Source organism: Achromobacter sp. D10, from assembly GCF_035282245.1.
GTDB lineage: Bacteria > Pseudomonadota > Gammaproteobacteria > Burkholderiales > Burkholderiaceae_B > Achromobacter > Achromobacter insolitus.
The window spans coordinates 62,254-84,365 of record NZ_JAYJLE010000012.1 but is presented as its reverse complement, the minus strand read 5'-3'; the positions used below and the strand labels follow the sequence as shown (position 1 = coordinate 84,365).

The following is a 22,112-nucleotide window of genomic DNA, read 5'->3' as shown; positions in this document are numbered from 1 at the left end:
CCCTCGCGGGGCGGCGGGCAATCAGGCGACTTCCTTCAGCACACGGCCGATCTGTTCGAAGATCTGGCCGATCTGTGCCTCTTCGATGATGAGCGGGGGCGAGATCGCGATGATGTCGCCGGTGTAGCGCACCATCAGGCCGCTGTCGAAGCACTTCTGGAAGACTTCGGCGGCGCGAGCGCCAGGAGCGCCGGCGCGCGACGACAGTTCGATGCCGCAGACCAGGCCCAGGTTGCGCACGTCGATGACGTGCGGCGCGCCCTTAAGGCTGTGGGCGGCATCCTGGAAGGCGCCGGACAGCTTGCGGGCGCGTTCGAACAGATTTTCGCGGCGGTAGATGTCCAGGGTGGCCAGGATGGCAGCCGCGGCCAGCGGGTGCGCCGAATAGGTGTAGCCGTGGAAGAACTCGATGCCGCCGGCCGGGCCGTTGACGATGGCGTCATGCACTTCGCGCCTGACCGCGACCGCGCCTGCGGGCACGGCGGCATTGCTCACGCCCTTGGCCATGGCGATGATGTCCGGCGTGACGCCGAAGAAGTCCGACGCGGTGGCGGCGCCCAGGCGGCCGTAGGCGGTGATGACTTCGTCGAAGATCAGCAGGATGCCGTGCTTCGCGGTGATTTCGCGCAGCTTTTCCAGATAGCCCTTGGGCGGGATCAGCACGCCGGTCGAGCCCGCCATCGGTTCGACGATGACCGCGGCAATGGTGGAGGGATCGTGCAGGGCGACAATGCGCTCCAGCTCGTCGGCCAGGTGCGCGCCCCAGGCGGGCTGGCCCTTGGAATAGGCATTCTGCTCGAGGTTGTGCGTATGCGGCAGGTGGTCCACGGCGGGCAGCAGGGCGCCCGAGAAGGTCTTGCGGTTGGTAGAGATGCCGCCGACCGAGATGCCGCCGAAGCCCACGCCGTGGTAGCCGCGTTCGCGGCCGATCAGGCGGGTACGCTGGCCTTCGCCGCGGGCGCGGTGATAGGCCAGGGCGATCTTCAGGCAGGTGTCTACGGATTCGGAGCCGGAGTTCGTGAAGAAGACGCGGTCCAGGCCCTGGGGCATCATGCCGGCGACGGCGGTCGCGGCTTCGAAGGCCAGCGGGTGGCCCAGCTGGAAGCCCGGCGCGTAGTCCATCACGCCTGCCTGGCGGGAGATGGCCTCGACGATTTCCTCGCGGCCATGGCCGGCGTTGACGCACCACAGTCCGGCGGTGCCGTCCAGGATCTGGCGGCCATCGGTCGAGGTGTAATACATGCCCTTGGCGGTCGCGAGCATGCGCGGGTGGGCCTTGAACTGCTTGTTGGCAGTGAAGGGCATCCAGAGATGGGACAGGTCGGGCAGTTTGTCGGGGGCGTTCATGGCGGCTCCAGGGGACGGACAAGCGCTGGACTTGGGCGACGGTTGTGCAGCCAGCGGGATTGAAACGATTCTGGTGCGTCCCGGGGGGAATGAAAATATACGATCCGCGCAAATGCGGCTAACTGTATAGTTGTAAACGACACAACTGTACAGTTAATGCCGTGATCGATTTTCAGCCCAACCGCGCCCGGGGCCGGGGACAGGCGCAGACCTTGGTCGAGCAACTGGTCGCCGCCATATTGCGCGCCATCGAAGAACAGACGCTGCGTCCGGGTATGTCCCTACCTTCGGTGCGTGAGTTCGCGCGCCAATACGAAGTCAGCACCTTTACGGTGGCCAGTGCCTATAGCCGGCTGGTGTCGCAGGGCTGGCTGGCGGCGCGGCCGGGTGCGGGCTATCGGGTCGCCACGCCGGACGCCCCGGCGCGTCCGAGCCAGCCGCCCTCCTGGGAGCCGCCGCGCCTGAATGCCGGCTGGCTGCTGTCGGATATCTTCGCGGACCATTCCATTCCCATCAAATCGGGCTGCGGGTGGCTGCCGGGCGAATGGCTGAACGAAGAAGGACTGCACATGGCCCTGCGCCATATGGGGCGGGTGCCGGCCATGCGCATCGCGAACTACGGCCATCCCTATGGCTATGCGCCGCTGCGCGAGACCATTGCTGCCAGCCTGAGCACGCAGGGCATGGAGGTCGAGGCCTCGCAGGTCCTGCTGACCCAGGGCGTGACGCATGGCCTGGACATGGTGATACGCACTTTGCTGCGGCCGGGGGATACCGTGTTGGTGGAGCAGCCCGCCTATGCCAACCTGCTGCAGATGCTGCGCCTGGCCGGGCTGCGCGCGGTGCCCGTGCCCCGCACGCTGGACGGGCTGGACTGCGACGCGCTCGAAACGGCGGTGGCGCGCCACCGGCCCAGGGCGCTGTTCATCAATACGGCGTTGCAGAATCCCTCTGGCGCAAGCATCAGCATGGCCAACGCCTTTCGCATCCTGCAGGCGGCCGAGCGGCATGGCCTGTGGGTGATCGAAGACGATATCTCGCGTGAACTGGCGCCGGGCGTCACGCCCATGCTGGCCGCCCTGGACGGCGCGCGGCGCGTGGTCTACCTGGGCGGGTACTCCAAGGTCATCAGTCCGTCGGTGCGGGTGGGCTATGTGGTGGCGCACCGCGACCTGACGCGCGACATCGCGCGCACCAAAATGGCGGTGGGCCTGACCTCGCCGGAAATCATGGAGCGGATCGTCCACCAGGTCATCCGCGAAGGCCGCTACCGCGCCCATATCGCGCGCACCCGCGAGCGCCTGGCGGCAGCCCATGCGGGCGTGGCTGAACTAATGGCGCAGCATGGGTTCCAGATCTATGGGCGGCCGCAGGGAGGCCTGTTCCTGTGGGCCAAGGTGGCCGGGCAGTGGCGCGAGCGCGGCGCCAACGGCCTGGCCGAGCTGGCGCTCAAGGACGGTATCTGGCTGGCTCCCGGCTCCTACTTCGAGGCGGACGAGGCCGATACTCCCTGGGTCCGGTTCAACGTGGCGTACTCCGAGGCTCCCGCCCTCTGGCGTTTCGTGCGCAATGCCGGGGCGGCGGCCTGAGTCACTGCCGCTCGTAAGTCACGAAATCGTATTCGTAGCCGTTTTCTGCCGGCTGGGCTTCTCGCGACGTTTCCTTCCATTGGAAGGCGGGCAGCAGCGGGAAAAAAGCGTCGCCTTCGACGTCGGCGCGGACTTCCGTGGCCAGCACGCGCGCGGCCAAGGGCAGGGCCTGCACATAGATCTGCGCGCCACCGATCACAAAGGCCGCGTCGATATCGCCGCAGGCCTGGACTGCCGCCTCCAGCGACGGGACCACGATGGCGCCCGCCGCGGTGAAACCGGGATTGCGGCTGATCACGATATTGCTGCGGCCGGGCAGCGGCCGGCCCAGCGAGTCCCAGGTCTTGCGGCCCATGATGATGGGATGGCCCAGGGTGCTGCGCTTGAAGTGCGCCAGATCGCCCGGCAGCTTCCAGGGCAGGGCGTTGTCGCGTCCGATGACGCGATTGGTGGAGTAGGCAACGATGAGAGTAAGGCTGGCGGGCATGCGGATCGGGGCGGTAAAGGTTCGGCCGGTTGGCTACGGCAAGCGTAGCAAATTTGCGCGGCGGTCCGCGCCGCGCAGCCCCGTCACTCCACTGCATGCTCCAGGAACTCGGTCGCGGGCATGGGTTTGCCCAGCAGGAAGCCCTGCAGCGAATCGCAACCCAGGCCGGTCAGGAACTTCTGCTGCGCCGGCGTTTCCACGCCTTCGGCCACAATGCGCAGGTTGAGCTGCTGCGCCAGCGCGACGATGGCCGACACGATGGCGGCATCCTCGTTGTCGTTTTCCAGCTGGTTGACGAAGCCCCGGTCGATCTTCAGCTCGGTCGCGGGGAGCCGCTTCAGGTAGAGCAGGCTGGAGTAGCCGGTGCCGAAGTCGTCGATGGAGATCGTCACGCCCAGGTTCGACAGGCGCTTAAGTACGGCCAGGCTGGCTTCGGCGTCGCGCATCGCAGTGGATTCGGTGACTTCCAGCGTCAGGCAGGCGGGCGGAACGCCGTGGCGTTCCAGCGCCGTGCGCACCGTTTCCACCAGGCTGGCGTGGGCGAACTGCAGCGCCGAAATATTCACGGCGATGGTCCAGTGGCCCTGGCCGGCGTTGATCCATTCCCGCATCTGGCGGCAGGCTTCGTTGATCACCCATTCGCCGATGGACAGGATCAGTCCGGTTTTTTCTGCCGTGGGGATGAACTGGTCGGGACCCACCAGGCCGCGCGTCGGGTGGTTCCAGCGCAGCAGCGCCTCGGCGCCGATGATGGGGCCGGCGGGCGCCTCGTACTTGGGCTGGTAATGCAGGACGAGCTGATTGCGTTCCTGCGCCAGGCGCAAGTCGTGCAGCAATTCGATCTGCTCGTGCGCATCCGCGTTCATGGACGGCTCGAAGAAGCTGTAGCCGGTGCCGCCCAGGCGCTTGGCGTGGTACATCGCCGCGTCCGCGTTGGTCAGCAGGGCGTGGGTGTCCTCGCCGTCGTTCGGGTAGATGGCGATGCCCACGCTGGAGGTCACCAGGACTTCATGGCCGTATACGGTGACGGGGCGGGCGATGGCATCGATCAGGCGGTCGGCCACGTTGGCGGCGTCGGTGGGTTCGATCACTTCACTGAGCACGATGAATTCGTCGCCGCCCAGGCGCGCGACCGTATCCTGCGTGCGCAAGGTCTGGCGGATGCGTTGCGCCAGATCGATCAGCAGGGCGTCGCCGGTATGGTGTCCATAGGCGTCGTTGACCGCCTTGAAGCCGTCCAGGTCGAAGAACAACACCGCGAAGTAGCCCTTGCGGCGGCTGGCGCTTTCGATGGCCTGCTCCAGCCGGTCTTCCAGCAGGATGCGGTTGGGCAATTTGGTCAGGGTGTCGTGCAGCGCCAGTTGCACCAGTTCCTCATTGGCCTCGGCCAGCGAAGAGGCCAGGGCCGAGGTGCGAGCCTCCAGGCGGTTGTCCAGCACCGCGACCAGCAGGGCGATGGCCAGGACGCTCAGCGTCACCGCGGTGACGGCGATGGCCAGCCAGCCCGCCGAGATGCCGCTGTTGGCCGCCATGCAGATGCTGTCGGCAGGGAATCCGGCGGCGGCCATGCCGGTGTAGTGCATGCCCACGATGGCGATGCCCATGATCACGGCCGCCAGCGGCCGCGACCAGGCCACGCGAGGCCCGCCGTGGCGCAGTCGATAGGTGATCCACAGCGCCGCGCCGGAAGCGGCCACGGCAATCGCGATGGACAGCGCGAACCACTTGGGGTCGTAGATGATGCCGGGCGCCATGAGCATGGCGGCCATGCCGAGGTAGTGCATCGCCGCGATGCCCGCGCCCATCAGCAGGGCGCCGATCACCAGCCGCCGCCGCGGCAGTTCATCCTTGCTTACGGTCCAGAGCGCGAAGGCCGAGCAGCCGATGGCGATGACCAGCGACAGGACGGTCAGGGGCAGGTCATAGCCCATGGGAATGGGCAGGCTGAAGGCCAGCATGCCGACGAAATGCATGGACCAGATGCCGACACCCATCGCGAAGGCGCCGCCCGCCAGCCAATAGCGCGCGCTGGGCAGTCCATTCGATGCCCTGACGCGGTTGGCCATGCCCAACGCCGTGTACGACGCCAGGATGGCGACTCCTAGAGATACGAGGACGAGCGAAGGGTTATAAGTTCCGACGAGCATTTGTGAGGTCCTGGCCTGGGCGCATACTGCCGCCGCGGGGGCTTCATATCAATTCAATTGGTAGTCTATGGTTGCAAGTCGGTCGCAAAACAGAGTTCCGCGGTCGACGCTGGTGATGCACGTGCTCTCTTTTCTGGGAAGGGGGTGCGGCAGGGCAAGGCCGGCGGATGGTGCTGCCGGGCGGGGTGCCCGGTTTCGCGGCGAGCGACAGGCACGGCGCGGCAGGTGCCGGTCGGAAGCAAGGGCGCGCAGGGCATTCTGGACGCGCGTCCATGGCTAAGGGATGGGTTATACCGAAAACGCGCTTCCAGAAGCTCACCAATCTTCACTTGCGGCCTCGAGCGCGCTGGCAGGATCGCCTTGGGGAAGGTGACCTCCCCAGGGCGCTTGCCGCCGTGGCCATTTCCGAGACAGCCGCCGGGGCGGCTGCCCGCCTAGGTCCTAGACGGCCATAGCGGCGGTGAGGGGGGCGTGGTGGGTGTAGCCGGCCAGCGAGAAATCGCTCGGTTCCACTTTTTCCAGCCATTCGGGCTCGTAGCGCCCGGTGACCGCGAAATCGGGAATCCGGTCGGACAGGACCAGCCTGGGGGCCTCGTAGGGCTCGCGGGTGAGCTGTTCGCGCAGCATCGGCAGATGGTTTTCGTAGATGTGCGCGTCGCCGATGAAATACGTGAACCAGCGCGGCGTGTAGCCCGTCAGGCGGCCGACGAGGTGCAGCAGGGCCGCGCCCTCGGTGAGGTTGAACGGCGTTCCCAGGCCGACATCGTTGGAGCGGATGTACAGGCACAGGGAGATTTCGCGCGTGGTCGCGTTCGGCAGGAACTGGTAGAGCAGGTGGCAAGGAGGGAGCGCCATTTCCTCGATCTGGGCCCAGTTCCAGCCATGGAACAGGATGCGTCGGTCGCCCGGACGTTCATGGATGGTGTCCAGGCATTGCCGCAACTGGTCCACTGCTTTATAGAGCAGCACCTTCTGAACGCCGCCTTCCTCCAGATCCGCCACTTTGGAGTAGCCGCGCGACAGGGCGTCGGCAATCTGCGCCGGGCGGCTGGCGTCCAGCATTTTGTAGGCCGGCCATTGGCGCCACTGGACGCCATATACCGGGCCCAGGTCGTCGGGACCTTCGCGATACGGGTTGGCCAGCCACTGGCTGTTCTCGTTGGCATTCTGGTCCCAGACCTTGCAGCCGAGTTCGCGGAACTCCGCGGCGCTGCGCGAGGCGCGCAGGAAGCCCATCATTTCGCCGATGGCGGACTTGAACGCCAGCTTCTTGGTCGTGACCGCGGGAAAGCCTTTTTGCAGGTCAAAGCGCAGCGACGCGCCCGGCATGCTCAGGGTGCGTATGCCCGTGCGGTTTTCCTGCCACGCGCCGGTGTCCAGGATGGATTGAACGAGGTCCAGGTATTGTTTCATGGCGGTCCTTGCGCACGCTCGCCCGGCGGGTGACGCAGACAGCCGCCGCGAACGCATCGCGGCGGCGCTTATAAGTTAGGGATAGACGAATTACACCACGCGGGCGCGGGTTCAGGCGGCGGCCGGCGCTTCCTGGGTGTCGACGATCTCGACCGAAAAGGTCAGCGCGGCGGTTTTCTCCAGCATGGCCGAGGCCGAGCAGTATTTTTCGTGCGACAACTGCACCGCGCGCTCGACCGCGGCGCGCGGCAGGTTGCGGCCGGTCACGGTGAAGGCGAAATGGATGCGCGTGAAGACCTTGGGGTCGGTATCGGCGCGGTCGGCCTGGAGCTTGACGCTGCAGCCGCTGACGGCGTGGCGCCCACGCTTGAGGATCAGCACCACGTCGTACGCGGTGCAGCCGCCGGTGCCGGCCAGCAGCATTTCCATGGGCCGGGGGGCAAGGTTGTGTCCGCCACCGTCCACGGCGCCGTCCATGACGGCCACGTGGCCGCTGCCGGTGCTGGCGGTAAAGAGCATGCCGTTGGGGCCGCCCCAGTCGATCGTGCATTCCATGTTGTCGTGTCCTTGAGCTTGAGCGCAGTCAATGGCTGATGATACCTGTTGCGTACAATTCCAGGCATGAGAGCCCCGCCCCGCAACAGGGGTGTGCGCCAGCCTTGCCGAGGAGTTGCTTATGTCCACCGCTCTGTCCCGACCCAGCCCCGTTTCTTTCCTGCGCCGCATTAGTCCTGTAGATGCCCTGCTGGCCGAGGCGGACCGCGCGTTGCGAGTGCTGTCCGGCAGCGCCACGGCAGGCCGGCCTTATCCCGCGACCGCCCACGAGGCGCCGCAAGCCCTGTCGGCCCAGGAAAAGCGCCATGCGGCAGGGCTGATGCGCGTGAACCATGTGGGAGAGGTCTGCGCCCAGGCGCTGTACCGGGGGCAGGCGTCGGTGTGCCGGGAACCCGCGCCCCGGGCGCTGCTGCAGAACGCCGCGTCCGAGGAAGTGGATCACCTGGTCTGGTGCAACCAGCGGCTTACCGAGCTAGGCAGTCGTCCCAGCCTGCTGAATCCGCTGTGGTATGCGGGCTCTTTCGCGCTCGGCGTGCTGGCCAGCTATGCCGGCGTGCCCCGTAATCTGGGCTTCATGGCGGAAACCGAGAAGCAGGTCGAAGCACATCTGGAAGAACACCTGCGCACCTTGCCGGTGCAGGACGAGCGCTCCCGCCAGATCGTCCAAAAGATGAAAGAGGACGAAGCGCAGCATCGCGCCAGCGCGGAAGCGGCGGGCGGTGTGCCGCTGCCCACGCCCGTGAAGGCTGCGATGCGGGCCATGTCCAAGGTCATGACGACGACCGCCTACTGGGTCTGAAACGCCTGGAAAGCAAAATGTTGCAATGCGCAAAAAGCGATGCAACTTGGTGCCTCGCGCACCGTTTCTGTGCAAAATCCAGAGCGGGATTACCCGATGCGAGCTAGGGTAAGCCCCGGTCGGGTTTACCCATTCGGCAAAAACCCGGTTTTTGGCACAGGCATTGATTGGCGCGGGTTTCCAGAGGGGCAACTGAGCCTTTGCGGCAAAAACGCAACGAAAAAAATCTCTTGTGCGATGGGCTAAAAAAATTCTTGCATCGCACAAAAAACCTCGGTACTATTCACTCATCGGATGTTGAAACGCAGTCGGCGCGGTGCAAAACCCCGAAAGCGTAGCGAGCGGAAGGCCAGCTCCCAACATGCCACGGTTGTCTCCTCCACCCTCCTCCTTTGGTGGATTTAGCCCGAGATCTCACGATCTCGGGCTTTTTTTTCGGTTGTTCAAATGTGTCCCTATTTTAATAGGGGCTGCGCGTTTCCAACGGCGCTCGCCAGCGCTTCCTCCATAGGGAGGACTTCGCGTTTTCCCTTGGATATTTCGCGTGCGCCGGAGCGGAAAGTTCTACAATCATTTCCATGAAACCCCTATTTCCGCGCAATCGCGGTTTTGTCGTTCCCGTCCAGCAAAGCCGCACTTCCGGCTTGGGGCTGGCGGCCAGGCGCGGGGCGTTACGTTCTGTGCCGGTGAATTGCACTTCCTTATCCCTCCCATATATGGGCGTTACACCTGCCTCCGATAATGGCGGGCCTGTCTCGATAGACCAACCAGAGGTGATTCGGTGACCTGGCTGTACATTTGCGTGGTCGCATTCATGGTGGGGGGACTCATCGTGGCGTCGGAGCGCTGGCATGGCGCCTTCACCGGCGACAGCGACCTCAACAAGCCCCAAGCCAACCATTCCCGCGCCACGCCTCGCGTCGGCGGGCTGGCCGTCCTTGCGGGCACGCTGGCGGGCCTGCTGGTCCTGGGGCCCAGCAACATGACGTTGACCTGGCTGTGGCCCGCGCTGTTCGTCGCGGCGCTGCCTGTGTTCGTGGCGGGCCTGCTCGAAGACATTACCAAGGACATCGGGGCCAGCAAGCGTCTGTTGGCGGCTTTCCTGTCCGCCGCAATCGCCTGGTGGTTGCTGGGCGGCGTCAGCCGAGTCGGCATGGCGCCCGTGGACTATGTGCTGTCCTTCTGGCCGGTGTCGCTGCTGTTCACCATGTTCGCGGTGGGCGGCTGTACACACGCGCTGAATATCGTTGACGGCATGAATGGCCTGGCCGGCATGGTGGCCACGCTGATGGCGGTATCGATCAGCCTCGTGGCGCTGCAGGTGGGCGACGTGCCGATTTTCCTGGTGGCGGCGGCGCTGGCTTCGGCCACGCTGGGCTTCCTGGTCTGGAATTTCCCGTTCGGACGCGTGTTCCTGGGCGATGGCGGTGCGTACTTCCTGGGCTTCATGCTGGCTGAGCTGGCGGTATTGCTGGTGGTACGCAATCCCTCGGTGTCGCCGTTCTACGCGTTGGCGGTGCTGTTCTACCCCGTCTTCGAAACCGGTTTCTCGATCTGGCGCCGCCGCTTCAAGCGGGGAGTGCCGGTCGACCAGCCGGACGCCTTGCACCTGCATCAGTTGGTGTTCCGCCGTCTGGTCCGGGTCACGTTCAGCCGAGGCCGCAGGCATGCGGTGCCGGCGCTGTGCAACGCGCTGGCTTCGCCCTACATGTGGGTGTTGGCGTTGATTGGCCTGGTCCCGGCCACCATTTGGTGGGACAACGCATGGGCGCTGTGCGCCAGTCTGGCGGTGTTCGCCGCTGTCTATATCTGGCTGTACGCGCGCCTGGTGTCCTGGCGCCGGCCGGGCTGGCTGCTGCTGCCTTCCGTTTTGCGGACTTCCGATTAGTTTTGGGCGCCCCGGCGATTGCCGCCGGGGGCTCGGTAATCTCTTTTTTTAATTACCCGACCATATTTGAAATGCCGTAATCGTTCTGCGGCGAAGGGAGAGTTATGTTGCGAATTCAAGATGTGAAACTCGCTGTTGTCGGCCTGGGCTATGTCGGCCTGCCCCTGGCAGTGGAGTTCGGCAAGAAGCGTTCGGTCATCGGATTCGATATCAATACGCGCCGCATCGACGCGCTCAAGGCGGGTCATGATCACACGCTGGAAGTCAGCGACGAAGAGCTGAAGGAAGCGACCCAGCTGAGCTACACGGCCGACCGCGCCGTGCTGGGCCAGGCCAACGTGTACATCGTGACCGTGCCGACCCCCATCGACGAATACAAGCAGCCGGACCTGACCCCGCTGGTCAAGGCCAGCGAGACCATCGGTGCCGTGCTCAAGCGCGGCGACATCGTCATCTACGAATCCACCGTCTATCCTGGCGCCACGGAAGAAGACTGCGTGCCGGTGCTGGAGCGCGTGTCGGGCCTGAAGTTCAACGTGGACTTCTACGCCGGCTACAGCCCCGAGCGCATCAACCCGGGCGACAAGGCGCACCGCGTCAGCACGATCAAGAAAGTCACTTCGGGTTCCACGCCTGAAGTGGCCGAGCTGGTTGACCAACTGTACAAGCAGATCATCACCGCCGGCACGCACAAGGCTTCCAGCATCCGCGTGGCCGAGGCCGCCAAGGTGATCGAGAACACGCAGCGTGACGTGAACATCGCGCTGATCAACGAATTGGCCCTGATCTTCAACAAGATGGGCATCGATACGGAAGCCGTGCTGCAGGCCGCCGGCACCAAATGGAACTTCCTGCCGTTCCGTCCGGGCCTGGTGGGCGGCCACTGCATTGGCGTGGACCCGTACTACCTCACCCACAAGGCTCAATCCATCGGCTACCACCCCGAGATCATCCTGGCTGGCCGCCGCCTGAACGACTCGATGGGCGGCTACGTGGTGTCGCAGCTGGTCAAGGCCATGACCAAGCGCCGCATCCATGTGCAGGGCGCCCGCGTGCTGGTCATGGGCCTGGCCTTCAAGGAAAACTGCCCCGACCTGCGTAACACCCGCATCGTCGACATCGTGAAAGAACTGGGCGACTACAACGTCGCGGTCGATGTGTACGACCCGTGGGTCGACCCGGAAGAGGCCGTGCACGAGTACGGCATCACCCCGGTGGCCAAGCTCGAGCAAGGCAAGTACGACGCCATCATCCTGGGCGTGGCGCACCATCAATTCGCCGAACTGGGCGCTGCCGGCATCCGCAAACTGGGTAAGCAGGACCACATTCTTTATGACCTGAAGTACGTGCTGTCGCCCGAAGAATCGGATCTCCGCCTGTAAGGAGCGCGCATGACTACACGCTTTGAGACCACCAAGAAGGAACTGTCCGCCGCCCCGCGCAAATGGCTGGTGACCGGCTGCGCCGGCTTCATCGGTTCGAACTTGCTGGAAACCCTGTTGAAGCTGAACCAGACCGTGACGGGCCTGGACAACTTCGCCACGGGCTTTCAGCACAACCTGGACGAAGTGCGCAATTCGGTTACGCCCGAGCAGTGGGCGCGCTTCAGCTTCATCGAAGGCGATATCCGCGACCTGGAAGCCTGCCGCCGCGCGGTGCAGGGCGTGGACTTTGTGCTGCACCAGGCTGCGCTGGGTTCGGTGCCGCGTTCGCTGAAGGACCCGATCACCACCAACGAGGTGAATATCGGCGGCTTCCTGAACATGCTGGTCGCAGCGCGTGATGCCGAAGTCAAATCCTTCGTCTATGCGGCTTCCAGCTCGACCTACGGCGACCATCCGGCGCTGCCCAAGGTCGAGGAAAACATCGGCAAGCCCTTGTCGCCGTACGCGGTCACCAAATACGTCAATGAACTGTACGCGGATGTGTTCGCGCGTTCCTACGGTTTCGAGACGGTCGGCCTGCGCTACTTCAACGTGTTCGGCAAGCGCCAGAATCCCAATGGCGCCTATGCGGCCGTGATCCCCAAGTGGACGGCCGCGATGATCCAGAACGAGGACGTCACCATCAACGGCGATGGCGAGACCAGCCGCGATTTCTGCTTCGTGGACAACGCGGTGCAAGCCAACATCCTCGCGGCCATGGCCGCGCCGGAAGGCCGCAACCAGGTCTACAACGTCGCGGTCAGCGGCCGCAGCACCCTGAACCAGCTGTTCGGCTTCCTGGTGCAGACGCTGGGGACCCAGGGCGTGGCTTATGGCAAGAAGCCGGTCTACGCCGACTTCCGCGCGGGCGACGTGCGTCACTCGCAGGCGGACGTCAGCAAGGCGGGCCGCTTGCTGGGCTACGAACCGACGCATACCGTGCTGCAAGGCCTGGAAGTGGCCATGCCCTGGTACACGCAATTCCTGCGTTGATTTGAAAGCACTCGTCAGAAAACTCGGCAGCATCCACCCGGACCACCAGCGCATTTTCAAGGGCGCCTTCCGGGTGGCGGTGTTCCTGCTGCTGGGCAAGGCCGCCGGCGCCATCAAGGAGATGGCGGTGGCGTACCGCTACGGCGTCAGCGACGCCGTGGACGCCTACCAATTCACGATGACCATGGCCAGCTGGTTGCCGGTCACCATCGTGGGCGTGTTGTCGGTGGTCTTGATTCCGGTGCTGGTGCGGCTGCGCCGCGCCGATGTCGCCGAAAGAAACCAATTCATCAGCGAATTGCAGGGCTGGGTGGCCGCTGCGGGTATCGCGCTGGCGTTGCTGACCTGGTTTGCCTGGCCGCACGTGCTCGGCATGCTGGGGCAGGGTCTGTCGGCCCGCGTGGGCGACATGACGGGTCAACTGCTTGTTGCCTTTGCGCCGGTGTCGGCGCTGTTGCTCATCGCGGGCATCAGCGCGGCCCGGCTGCGGGCGCAGGAAAGGCACGTCAATACCTTGCTGGACAGTGTGCCCGCCGTGGCGACGCTGGCTTGGGTGATGCTGGCCGCCAGCGCCGATGGCGTCGGGCCGCTGCTGTGGGGCACGCTGGTGGGCTACGCCATCCAGACCGTCTGGCTGGCATGGCTGGCGGCGCGCGCCGATGGCGGATTCTGGGGCGCGCCCCGGTTCTCGCTGCAATCGCCACACTGGCCCGAACTGCTGAGCGCGGCGGGCGTCATGCTGATCGGCCAGGTCGCCATGAGCTTTGTCGGTCCGCTCGATCAGTACGCCGCTGCCAACCTGGGTGCGAACGCCAACGCCACGCTGGGCTATGCCAGCCGGCTGCTGTCCTTGCTGCTGGGCATAGGCGCGGTGTCGGTGGGCCGCGCAGCCCTGCCGGTGCTGGCCGATGTGCAGGCGCGTGGCGATACCGGCCGCGCGCGCGCCATGGCGCTCAAATGGTCGGTGCTGATGGTGGCCGCCGGAGGCGTTGCGGTGGCCGTGGGCTGGGTGCTGGCGCCTTGGGGCGTGTCGGTCCTGTTCCAGCGCGGCGCCTTTACCGCCGAGAACACGCAGGCCGTGGCGCATGTATTGCGCTGGGGGCTGCTGCAACTGCCGTTCTACTTCGGCGTACTGATCCTGGTGCAACTGCTGGCCAGCCAGAACCGCTACCGGGTGATGGCCGCCATCGCCGTCGCCAATTTTGCCCTGAAGGCGGTCTTGAATACCGTGCTGGCACCCAGGATGGGAGCCGCAGGCATCATGCTGGCGACCAGCCTCATGTATCTGTTGTCCTTCGCGTGCTACCTCGCGGTGGCCATGCGCAAGGCTGAACCCAAAGAGGCCGATTGAATGCCCGTCACCGATACCGGCCCGGCGCCGCGCATCCTGCTGTTCATCCACTCTCTGCATGGCGGGGGCGCGGAACGTGTAGCCGCCGACCTGAGCGCGCATTGGGCTGGCATGGGCCGCGAGGTAATGGTGGTGACGCAGGCAAGCGCCGAGGGCGACGTCTATACCCTGCACCCCCAGGTGCGCCGCGAGGTATTGCATACGGCGGGCGAGGGCGGGGGCTTGCGCGGCATCTGGAGCAATGTCCAGCGAGTGCGGGCCTTGCGCCGCGTGGTCAAGGCCTTCCGTCCGGATATCGTGCTGGCCATGATGACGACGGCTTCGGTGCTGTCGGTCCTGGCCTGCGCGGGCCTGCCATGCCGCGTGATTGCGACCGAACACACGCATCCGCCTTCCCAGACGCTGTCGGGGTTCTGGCAGCGCCTGCGCCGGCTGACCTACCCGCGAGCGGCTCGTGTGGTCGCCTTGACGCGGGGCACGGCCGATTGGCTCGCGCAGCATGTGCCGGGCAGCAGACTGGCGGTCATTCCCAACCCGGTGCACTTTCCCTTGCCGCGCGCCGAGCCCATTCTCACGCCCGTGTCGGGAGACGGCCGCAAGCGCCTGCTCGCGGTGGGCCGCCTGCACGCCGACAAGGGATTCGACCTCCTGATCCAGGCCTACGCGCCATTGGCGGCGTCGCATCCGGACTGGGATCTGGTTATCCTGGGCGAGGGCGACGAGCGGCCCGCACTAGAGGCGCAGGTACGCGCGGCAGGCCTCGCGTCGCGCATTTTCATGCCGGGACGCGCGGGCAACGTCGGCGACTGGTACGAAAGCGCAGACCTGTACGTGCTGACTTCGCGCTTCGAGGGGCTGTCCAACACCTTGCTGGAATCCATGGCGAGCGGGCTCGCCGCCGTCTCGTTCGACTGCGACACCGGGCCGCGCGAGATCGTACGAGAAGGCGTAGACGGGGTGCTGGTGCGCCCCAATGGCGATGTGTCGGCGCTGTGCAAGGCGTTGGATGCCGTCATGAAAAATGACACGGACCGCAGGCGCATGGCGCAGGCGGCGACCGACGTGCGCGACCGCTTTTCGGCCGAGCGCGTGCTGCAGAAATGGCAAGAACTTTTTGACGGCGTGCGTGGATCCGGCCGCTGAGGCCGCGCATCGCGCCGTTGCTACAGTGACAACGAGAACTTCATCATGTGCGGAATAGTCGGGATTTGGGGCCCTATCGGGAACAAGGCGCAGGTGCTGGCGGAAAGCTGCCGCCGCATCCGCCACCGCGGGCCCGACAGCAACGGCTTCTGGGAAGATACCGAGGCCGAGCTGGCGCTGGCGCACGTGCGCCTGGCCATCCTCGACCTGACCGAGGCGGGCCATCAGCCCATGACGTCGGCCTGCGGCCGCTATGTCATGGTGTTCAACGGCGAGATCTACAACCACCTGGACATCCGCAAGCAGCTCGAGCAATCGGCGCTGGCACCGTCCTGGCGCGGCCATTCCGACACGGAAACGCTGCTGGCGGGGTTCACCGCCCTGGGCATCGAGGCCACCTTGCAGGCCGCGGTGGGCATGTTCGCCATCGCGTTGTGGGACCGCGCCTCGCGCAAACTGATGCTGGCGCGCGACCGCATGGGCGAAAAGCCGCTGTATTACGGCTATTCCGGCGCGGAGTTGGTGTTTGCCTCCGAACTCAAAGGCCTGATGCCGATTCCTGGTTTCGGCCGCGAACTCAATCGCAACGCGCTGGCGTCGTTCATGCGGCACAACTACATCCCGGCGCCGCAGTCCATTTACCAGGGCATTGCCAAGCTGCCGCCGGGGACCTGGGTCGAGTTCACCGCCGACGATACCCGCAGCCGCCGCATGCCCGAGCCGCGCGTGTACTGGTCGGCTCGCGAGGCCGCAGATACCTCCGCCCAATCCCTGCTGTCGTTCGAATCCGACGCGCAGGCCACCGATGCGCTGGAGGGCGTGTTGTCCAAGGCCGTAGGTGGCCAGATGCTGTCGGACGTGAGCCTGGGCGCATTTCTGTCGGGCGGGATCGATTCCTCCACCATCGTGGCCCTGATGCAGGCGCAGAGCTCGCAGCCAGTGCGTACGTTCGCCATCGGCTTTCACGAGAAAGGCTACGACGAGGCGCAACACGCCAAAGCCGTGGCTACGCACCTGGGCACGGACCATACCGAGCTCTACGTGACCGCTGAAGACGCGTTGGCCGTGGTGCCCTCGCTGGCCGACATGTACGACGAGCCGTTCGCGGATTCGTCGCAGATCCCCACGTCGCTCGTCACGCGCATGGCGCGCCAGCACGTCACGGTGGCGCTGTCCGGCGATGGCGGGGACGAACTGTTCGGCGGTTATTCGCGGTATTTCCGCGTGAACAACTGGTGGCAGCAATGCGAGCGCGTGCCTGCCTTGCTGCGCAAGCCCGCTGGCGCGCTGCTCAGCGCTTCGACCCATCTGCCGGGCCGTGGGGCGTGGCGCGGCAAGGTCGGCAAACTGGGCGAACTGCTGCGCGCCGACACGAAGGGCGAGTTCTATCGCTTGTTCGTGTCCTATTGGTCCGATCCTTCCAGCGTGGTGAAGGGCGGCGTGGAACCTGTGTCTGAATTCGCGCGGGCAATGCAAGGGTCCACCTTCGAGGCCATGATGAAGCTGGACACGGTGACCTACCTGCCCGACGACATCCTGGTCAAGGTGGATCGCGCCGCCATGGCCGTCAGCCTGGAAACGCGCGTGCCGCTGATCGATCATCGCGTATATGAATTCGCCTGGAGCCTGCCGCACCAGTACAAGGTGCGTGGCAATACGGGCAAGTGGCTGCTGCGCCAGGTGCTCCATCGCCACGTGCCGCAGGCGCTGGTGGACCGCCCCAAGCGCGGGTTTGCCGTGCCGCTGGCTGCCTGGCTGCGCGGACCGCTGCGCGAATGGGCCGATGCGCTGCTGGATCCGTCGCGGCTGCGCCAGGAGGGCTGGTTTGAACCCGAGCCCATCCTGCGCAAGTGGCGCGAACACACTTCGGGCCATCGGAACTGGGACAGCCACCTGTGGGGTGTGCTGATGATGCAAGCCTGGCTTGACCGCTATCGCGGCAACAAGGATCAGGGAGGATCGGTTGGGAGTCTTTGACGCATGAAAATCTTGATGCTGGTCAGTTCCATGCATGCGGGCGGCGCGGAGCGGGTTGCCGCCACGCTGGTCAATGCGTGGGCCGAACGCGGGGATTCCGTCATCCTGACGCCCACCTACTCGTCCAAGGGCACCTGCTTCTACCCGCTGTCGGACAAGGTCGAACTCGCATGGCTGGCGGACCTGGCCGGCACGCGGGTGTCTGGCCCGATGGCCGCGTTCAAGCGCCTGCTGGCGCTGCGCCGGCATATCCGCGACTCCCGGCCAGATGTGGTGGTGTCTTTCCTGACCAACGTCAACGTGGCCGCCATTCTCGCCACCCGCGGGCTGGGCGTGCCGCTGATTGTCTGCGAGCGGACCAATCCCTTGGCCGAAACCACCACGGGCACGGTGTGGCGCAAACTGCGCCGCATTCTGTATCCCCGCGCCGACATGGTGACGGTGCAGGCGGAAGATACTGCCGGCCCGTTCGGGCGGCAGGTGCCCGGCATCAAGCGTCTGGCCGTCATTCCCAATCCCTTGCCGGCGCCTTTGCTTGACGGGCCGTTCGTGCGGCAGCGCGAAGACGGCGGTCCCCGCGAACTGCTGGCGATGGGCCGGCTGGTCCCCGACAAGCAATTCGACCTGCTGATCGACGTTTTCGCGCAGTTGGCGCCGGATTTTCCGGATTGGAACCTGCGCATCTGGGGCGAAGGGCCTGAACGCGGCGCGCTGGAACAGCAGGTCGCGCGCCTGGGCCTGCAGTCGCGCATCAGCCTGCCCGGCCGCACCGAGGAGCCTTGGGAAGAGCTGGCGCGCGGGCAGGCTTTCGTGCTGAGCTCGCTGGTGGAGGGCTTTCCGAATGTCTTGCTGGAGGCGATGTCGCTGGGACTGCCTTGCGTGGCGTTCGATTGTCCCAGCGGGCCGCGCGAGATGACGCGCGACGGCGAAGACGCCCTGCTGGTGCCCGCCGGCAATCGCGACGCCCTGCGCGATGCCTTGCGCCGCCTGCTTGAAGACATATCCCTGCGGCAACAACTGGGCATGCGCGGAGCCGCCGCGGTGCGGCAGCGCTATGCGCTGGCCAGCGTGCTGGCAGAGTGGGATGAATTGTTCGATGCCGTGCGGGAGGGGCGATGAGCGCTCGCCCGTTGCGCGTTCTGCACATCATTACCGGGCTGGGACAGGGGGGCGCGGAATCGGTGCTGTTCCGCCTGGCGACCTATCCCGAAGCAAACGTGGAACATGTCGTCGTGTCGCTGACCGACGAGGGCATCTATGGCGAACGCCTGCGAGCGGCCGGCGTGGCCGTGCACGTGCTGGGCATGAAACGCGGACGCGTCAGCCTGGGCGGCTTTCTGGCCCTGCGCGCGCTTGTCGCCGCGGAACGTCCCGACGCGGTGCAGACCTGGATGTATCACGCCGACCTGATCGGCGGCTTGGCTGCGCGCCTGGCGGGCGTGCGCGCCATTGCCTGGGGCATACGCAATTCCGGCGAACACCTGGAGCGCAGCAGCCGCTCAGCGCGCATGGTGTTGCGGGCGTGCGCGTTGCTGTCCGGACGCATACCCAAGGCGATCGTGTGCGCAGCCCAGAAATCGGCGGAACGGCATGCCGATAAGGGCTACGACCGCGCACGCATGGTGGTGATTGCCAACGGCTACGACCTGTCGCGCTACGCGCCCAATGCCGAGGCCCGTTCGCGGGTGCGCGCGCAATGGGGCGTGCCGCAGGACGTGCCAGCCATTGGCTGCGTGGCCCGCTGGGATCCCCTCAAAGACCATGCCAACCTGTTGCGCGCCATCGCCGCGCTGGTGCGCGACGGCCGCGATGCGGGCTTGCGCTGCGTGCTGATAGGCCGAGGCATGGATACGGATAACGCAGAACTGAGCGCTCTGGTAGACAAGCTGGGTCTGCGTGATCGGCTGGTGCTGGCCGGGCCTAGCGACGACGTGCCCGCCGCGATGAACGGGCTGGACCTGCACGTCCTGTCCAGTTGCGCGGAAGGGTTTCCCAATGTGGTCGCGGAAGCCATGGCCTGCGGTGTCTATTGCGTCGTGACAGACGTGGGTGACGCCGCCTACATCGTTGGCGATGCTGGGGTGGTGGTGCCGCCCGAGCAGCCCGAGGCACTGGCCCGCGGCATTGAAACGGCCTTGCGCGAGGTGGCTGCGCGCGGCCGCGAGCGCGCAGGCGAAGCGGGCCGCGCCCGCGTGCTGGAAAATTTCGACATAGCGCGCATGGTGCAAAGCTACATCGCGGTATGGCGCCGCATCTCAGGAGTGCAAGCATGAGCACCGGGCGCCGCCTGCTGTTTGTCGTCAACAACCCCGCCTTCTTCATGTCGCACCGCGTGCCGGTGGCCTTGGCCGCGCAACAGGCTGGGTACGACGTCCATGTTGCGACGATGGACGGCCCGGCCGTAGCCGACATCCAGGCGCTGGGCATGACGCATCACGTGATTCCGATGACGCGCAGCGGCAAGCATCCGTTGCAGGAGCTGAGCACGTTGCTGGCCTTGATACGGCTATTCCGCCGTCTGCGGCCGCAAATCGTGCATCTGGTCACGATCAAGCCCGTGCTTTACGGCGGCATCGCAGCGCGGGTGGCGCGCGTGCCGGGCATGGTCGCGGCGATTTCCGGGCTGGGCTTCGTGTTCCTGTCCAATTCGCTGAAGATGAAGCTGGTGCGCGCCGTGGTTGCGCGCCTGTACCGGCTGGCGCTGGGCCATCCCAACAGCCGCGTGATTTTCCAGAATGCCAGCGACCGCGACATGCTCAAGTCGCTCGGTGCGGTGCGCGATGCCCAGATTGTCATCATCCGGGGCGCGGGCGTGGACCTCGACGAGTATCGTGCCCTGCCCGAGCAGGCGGCGCCGCCTGTCGTGGTGACCATGGTGGCGCGCTTGCTGCGCGACAAAGGCGTGCAGGAATTCGTGCAGGCGGCAAGGCTGCTGAAGGAGCGCGGCCTGCCCGTGACCATGCAGATGGTTGGCGGCGTGGACGCAGGCAATCCGGCTTCGGCGACACAAGAGGACGTGGACGCCTGGCAGCGTGAAGGCTGCGTGCGCGCGCTGGGGGAACGTTCCGACGTGGCCGCGCTGTACGCGGCTTCGCATATCGCGGTGCTGCCGTCCTATCGCGAAGGACTGCCTAAGTCACTGATCGAGGCCGCGGCTTGTGGCCGGGCGGTCGTGACGACCGATGTTCCTGGCTGCCGGGATGCGATCGAGCCCGGCGAGACCGGACTGCTCGTGCCGGTGCGCGATGCGCAGGCACTGGCGGACGCCATCGCCCGCCTGGCCGAGGATCCAGCCTTGCGCCAGTCCATGGGCGCGGCCGGCAGGGCGCTGGCCGAGCGCGAGTTCAACATCGAGCGCGTCGCGCGCATTCACGTGGAAATCTACGACCAGCTCAGCGCTTGACGTCGAAGGGCCGGTGCCTGGCCGGCATGGGCCAGGAATCAAGGGCGGCGCGAGATGGCGTCGATCCAGAAGCGGGTGGAAGGATCCTGCTGGCTGGCCTGGGGCGAATTCAGCTCATGCATGATGCCCTTGGCCAGCGCTTTGCCGAACTCCACGCCCCATTGGTCAAAGGGGTTGATGCCCCACACCACGCCCTGCGTGAACACCTTGTGTTCGTAAAGCGCCAGTAGCGCGCCCAGGGTGTAGGCCTCCAGATGCGGCAGCACTATCAGCGATGATGGCCGTCCGCCCGGGTGGACGCGATGCTGCGCCAGCAGCCGCGCGCGGTCCGGGTCGCTTTCGATGGCGGAGGTTTCCGCCAGCGCTTCTTCAAAGGATTTGCCGCGCAGCAGTGCGGAACGCTGCGCCAGGCAATTGGCGATCAGCAGCTCATGGTGCCGGGCATAGGCATGATCCGGTTGTTCACACAGGATAAAGTCGACGGGGGCGCCCCGGGTGTCCTGGTGCAGCCATTGGAAGAAGGTGTGCTGGCAATCCGTGCCGGACATGCCCCAGACGGCGGGTCCCGTAGGTACCCCGGCGGGGCTGCCGTCCGCCGTGGCGACCTTGCCCAGCGATTCCATTTCCAGCTGCTGTGCCCAAGGCACGATGTGATACAGCCGCGAATCGTAGGGCGCGATCACCAGGGAGTCGTAGCCCAGCACGCTGCGGTTCACGACGCCTGCCAGCGCCAGCTGGACCGGGGCGTTTTCCTCGATGGGCGCGGTGCGGAAGTGCTCGTCCATGGCCGCGGCGCCGGCCAGCAACTGGTCGAACACCTCAATGCCCAAGGCAAGCGCGACCGGCAGGCTGATGGCGGACCACAGCGAATAGCGCCCGCCCACCCAATCCCAGATCTGGAAGATATGGTCCGGAAGGATGCCTAGATTCAACGCCGCCTCGACGTTGGCGGTGACGGCCACGACCTGCTTGATCGGATCGGCCACGCCGGCGTCGCGCAGCCAGTTCATGGCGACTTCGGCGTTGGCCAGCGGCTCGGTGGTGGTGAACGACTTGGAGGCGACGATGATCAGGGTATCGTGCGGGTCCAGCCGGCTCATCGCGTCCGCCACCGAATGCGAGTCCACATTGGACGCGAAGCGCACTTCGCGCCGGGCTCCGCCATGGCGCAGTGCGCGCGTGACCAGCCGGGGACCCCAATCGCTGCCACCGATGCCCAGGTGCAATACGCTGCCATACCGCCCGGCCGCGTCGGCCTGGCGTACGAATTCGCGTATGCGTTCGCGCTCGGCCAGCACGGCCTTGCCTACCCGGGCGGGCGGCTGGGCCGCGCGCAAGGCCGTATGCCAGGCAGGGCGTTCCTCGGTCCAATTGGCATTGCCGCCATCGAACAGGCAGGCTCGGGCGGCCTCAAAGCCCTGTTGTTCCAGCAGGGCTGCCTCTGCGGCTCGCAAGTCCGGTGAATACGCTTGCGCGCTCAGGTCCAGGCGCAATCCGGGGGCATTGATGAGGCGCAATTGTTCGCCGCGGCAGGGCGCGGCAAGCGTGGCCGCGGTGAACTGTTTCCAGGCTGGGCTGTTCGATAGGGACATAGGG

At 65.8% G+C, this 22,112-nt stretch carries 17 protein-coding genes; 11 read left to right on the top strand and 6 right to left on the bottom strand.

Features of this window, described 5'->3' with window-relative positions:
• Nucleotides 1-21: 21 nt before the first annotated feature.
• On the bottom strand, nucleotides 22-1,347 hold the full coding sequence (locus tag VCS63_RS24425; protein WP_175200601.1) for an aspartate aminotransferase family protein: 1,326 nt from the start codon (nucleotides 1,345-1,347) through the stop codon (nucleotides 22-24).
• A 161-nt stretch (nucleotides 1,348-1,508) separates the two neighbouring features.
• Here VCS63_RS24425 and VCS63_RS24420 point away from each other — a divergent pair, with 161 nt between their 5' ends.
• Nucleotides 1,509-2,936 (top strand): PLP-dependent aminotransferase family protein, encoded by a 1,428-nt coding sequence (locus VCS63_RS24420; RefSeq protein ID WP_308023082.1) that lies wholly within the window; start codon nucleotides 1,509-1,511, stop codon nucleotides 2,934-2,936.
• 1 nt (nucleotide 2,937) lies between these two features.
• Here VCS63_RS24420 and VCS63_RS24415 read toward each other — a convergent pair whose 3' ends face one another.
• The 4 genes from VCS63_RS24415 to VCS63_RS24400 all read right to left on the bottom strand — a co-directional run bounded on the left by VCS63_RS24415 (nucleotide 2,938) and on the right by VCS63_RS24400 (nucleotide 7,538).
• Nucleotides 2,938-3,423 (bottom strand): dihydrofolate reductase, encoded by a 486-nt coding sequence (locus VCS63_RS24415; RefSeq protein WP_063959971.1) that lies wholly within the window; start codon nucleotides 3,421-3,423, stop codon nucleotides 2,938-2,940.
• A gap of 83 nt (nucleotides 3,424-3,506) precedes the next feature.
• A complete protein-coding gene (locus VCS63_RS24410) occupies nucleotides 3,507-5,570 on the bottom strand; it encodes a putative bifunctional diguanylate cyclase/phosphodiesterase (RefSeq protein WP_063642845.1) in 2,064 nt (687 codons plus the stop codon).
• 441 nt (nucleotides 5,571-6,011) lie between these two features.
• On the bottom strand, nucleotides 6,012-6,983 hold the full coding sequence (locus tag VCS63_RS24405; protein WP_323881234.1) for a thymidylate synthase: 972 nt from the start codon (nucleotides 6,981-6,983) through the stop codon (nucleotides 6,012-6,014).
• 111 nt (nucleotides 6,984-7,094) lie between these two features.
• A complete protein-coding gene (locus tag VCS63_RS24400) occupies nucleotides 7,095-7,538 on the bottom strand; it encodes an OsmC family protein (protein ID WP_042795164.1) in 444 nt (147 codons plus the stop codon).
• A gap of 121 nt (nucleotides 7,539-7,659) precedes the next feature.
• Here VCS63_RS24400 and coq7 point away from each other — a divergent pair, with 121 nt between their 5' ends.
• The 10 genes from coq7 to VCS63_RS24350 all read left to right on the top strand — a co-directional run bounded on the left by coq7 (nucleotide 7,660) and on the right by VCS63_RS24350 (nucleotide 20,516).
• Nucleotides 7,660-8,337 (top strand): 2-polyprenyl-3-methyl-6-methoxy-1,4-benzoquinone monooxygenase, encoded by a 678-nt coding sequence (coq7, locus tag VCS63_RS24395; RefSeq protein ID WP_280133518.1) that lies wholly within the window; start codon nucleotides 7,660-7,662, stop codon nucleotides 8,335-8,337.
• Nucleotides 8,338-9,118: 781 nt separating this feature from the next.
• Entirely contained in the window at nucleotides 9,119-10,225 is a 1,107-nt protein-coding gene (locus VCS63_RS24390) for an MraY family glycosyltransferase (protein WP_042795162.1), read from the top strand.
• 104 nt (nucleotides 10,226-10,329) lie between these two features.
• Nucleotides 10,330-11,607, top strand: a complete 1,278-nt coding sequence (gene tviB / locus VCS63_RS24385; RefSeq protein WP_042795161.1) for a Vi polysaccharide biosynthesis UDP-N-acetylglucosamine C-6 dehydrogenase TviB — start codon at nucleotides 10,330-10,332, stop codon at nucleotides 11,605-11,607.
• 9 nt (nucleotides 11,608-11,616) lie between these two features.
• Complete coding sequence (locus tag VCS63_RS24380) at nucleotides 11,617-12,642, top strand: SDR family oxidoreductase (RefSeq protein WP_042795160.1); 1,026 nt, start codon at nucleotides 11,617-11,619, stop codon at nucleotides 12,640-12,642.
• Between the two features lies 1 nt (nucleotide 12,643).
• Nucleotides 12,644-13,993 carry a murein biosynthesis integral membrane protein MurJ gene (gene murJ, locus VCS63_RS24375; RefSeq protein ID WP_063642842.1) on the top strand — a complete coding sequence of 450 codons (1,350 nt, stop codon included), beginning with the start codon at nucleotides 12,644-12,646 and terminating at the stop codon, nucleotides 13,991-13,993.
• Nucleotides 13,994-15,136: a glycosyltransferase family 4 protein gene (locus tag VCS63_RS24370; protein ID WP_323881231.1), complete on the top strand. Its 1,143-nt coding sequence runs from the start codon at nucleotides 13,994-13,996 to the stop codon at nucleotides 15,134-15,136.
• A gap of 45 nt (nucleotides 15,137-15,181) precedes the next feature.
• Nucleotides 15,182-17,113 carry an asparagine synthase (glutamine-hydrolyzing) gene (gene asnB / locus VCS63_RS24365; protein ID WP_175200607.1) on the top strand — a complete coding sequence of 644 codons (1,932 nt, stop codon included), beginning with the start codon at nucleotides 15,182-15,184 and terminating at the stop codon, nucleotides 17,111-17,113.
• A 3-nt stretch (nucleotides 17,114-17,116) separates the two neighbouring features.
• On the top strand, nucleotides 17,117-18,232 hold the full coding sequence (locus VCS63_RS24360) for a glycosyltransferase family 4 protein (protein ID WP_308022584.1): 1,116 nt from the start codon (nucleotides 17,117-17,119) through the stop codon (nucleotides 18,230-18,232).
• A complete protein-coding gene (locus VCS63_RS24355) occupies nucleotides 18,229-19,386 on the top strand; it encodes a glycosyltransferase family 4 protein (protein WP_323881228.1) in 1,158 nt (385 codons plus the stop codon). Before VCS63_RS24360 ends, VCS63_RS24355 begins: the two co-directional genes overlap by 4 nt.
• The gene (locus tag VCS63_RS24350; RefSeq protein ID WP_323881226.1) at nucleotides 19,383-20,516 is read left to right on the top strand and encodes a glycosyltransferase family 4 protein; all 1,134 of its coding nucleotides are present in this window, start codon (nucleotides 19,383-19,385) and stop codon (nucleotides 20,514-20,516) included. The genes VCS63_RS24355 and VCS63_RS24350 overlap by 4 nt, the downstream gene beginning before the upstream one ends.
• 38 nt (nucleotides 20,517-20,554) lie before the next feature.
• Here VCS63_RS24350 and pgi read toward each other — a convergent pair whose 3' ends face one another.
• Nucleotides 20,555-22,108, bottom strand: coding sequence for a glucose-6-phosphate isomerase (pgi, locus tag VCS63_RS24345; protein ID WP_323881224.1), 1,554 nt, complete (start codon nucleotides 22,106-22,108; stop codon nucleotides 20,555-20,557).
• Between the last annotated feature and the right edge of the window lie 4 nt (nucleotides 22,109-22,112).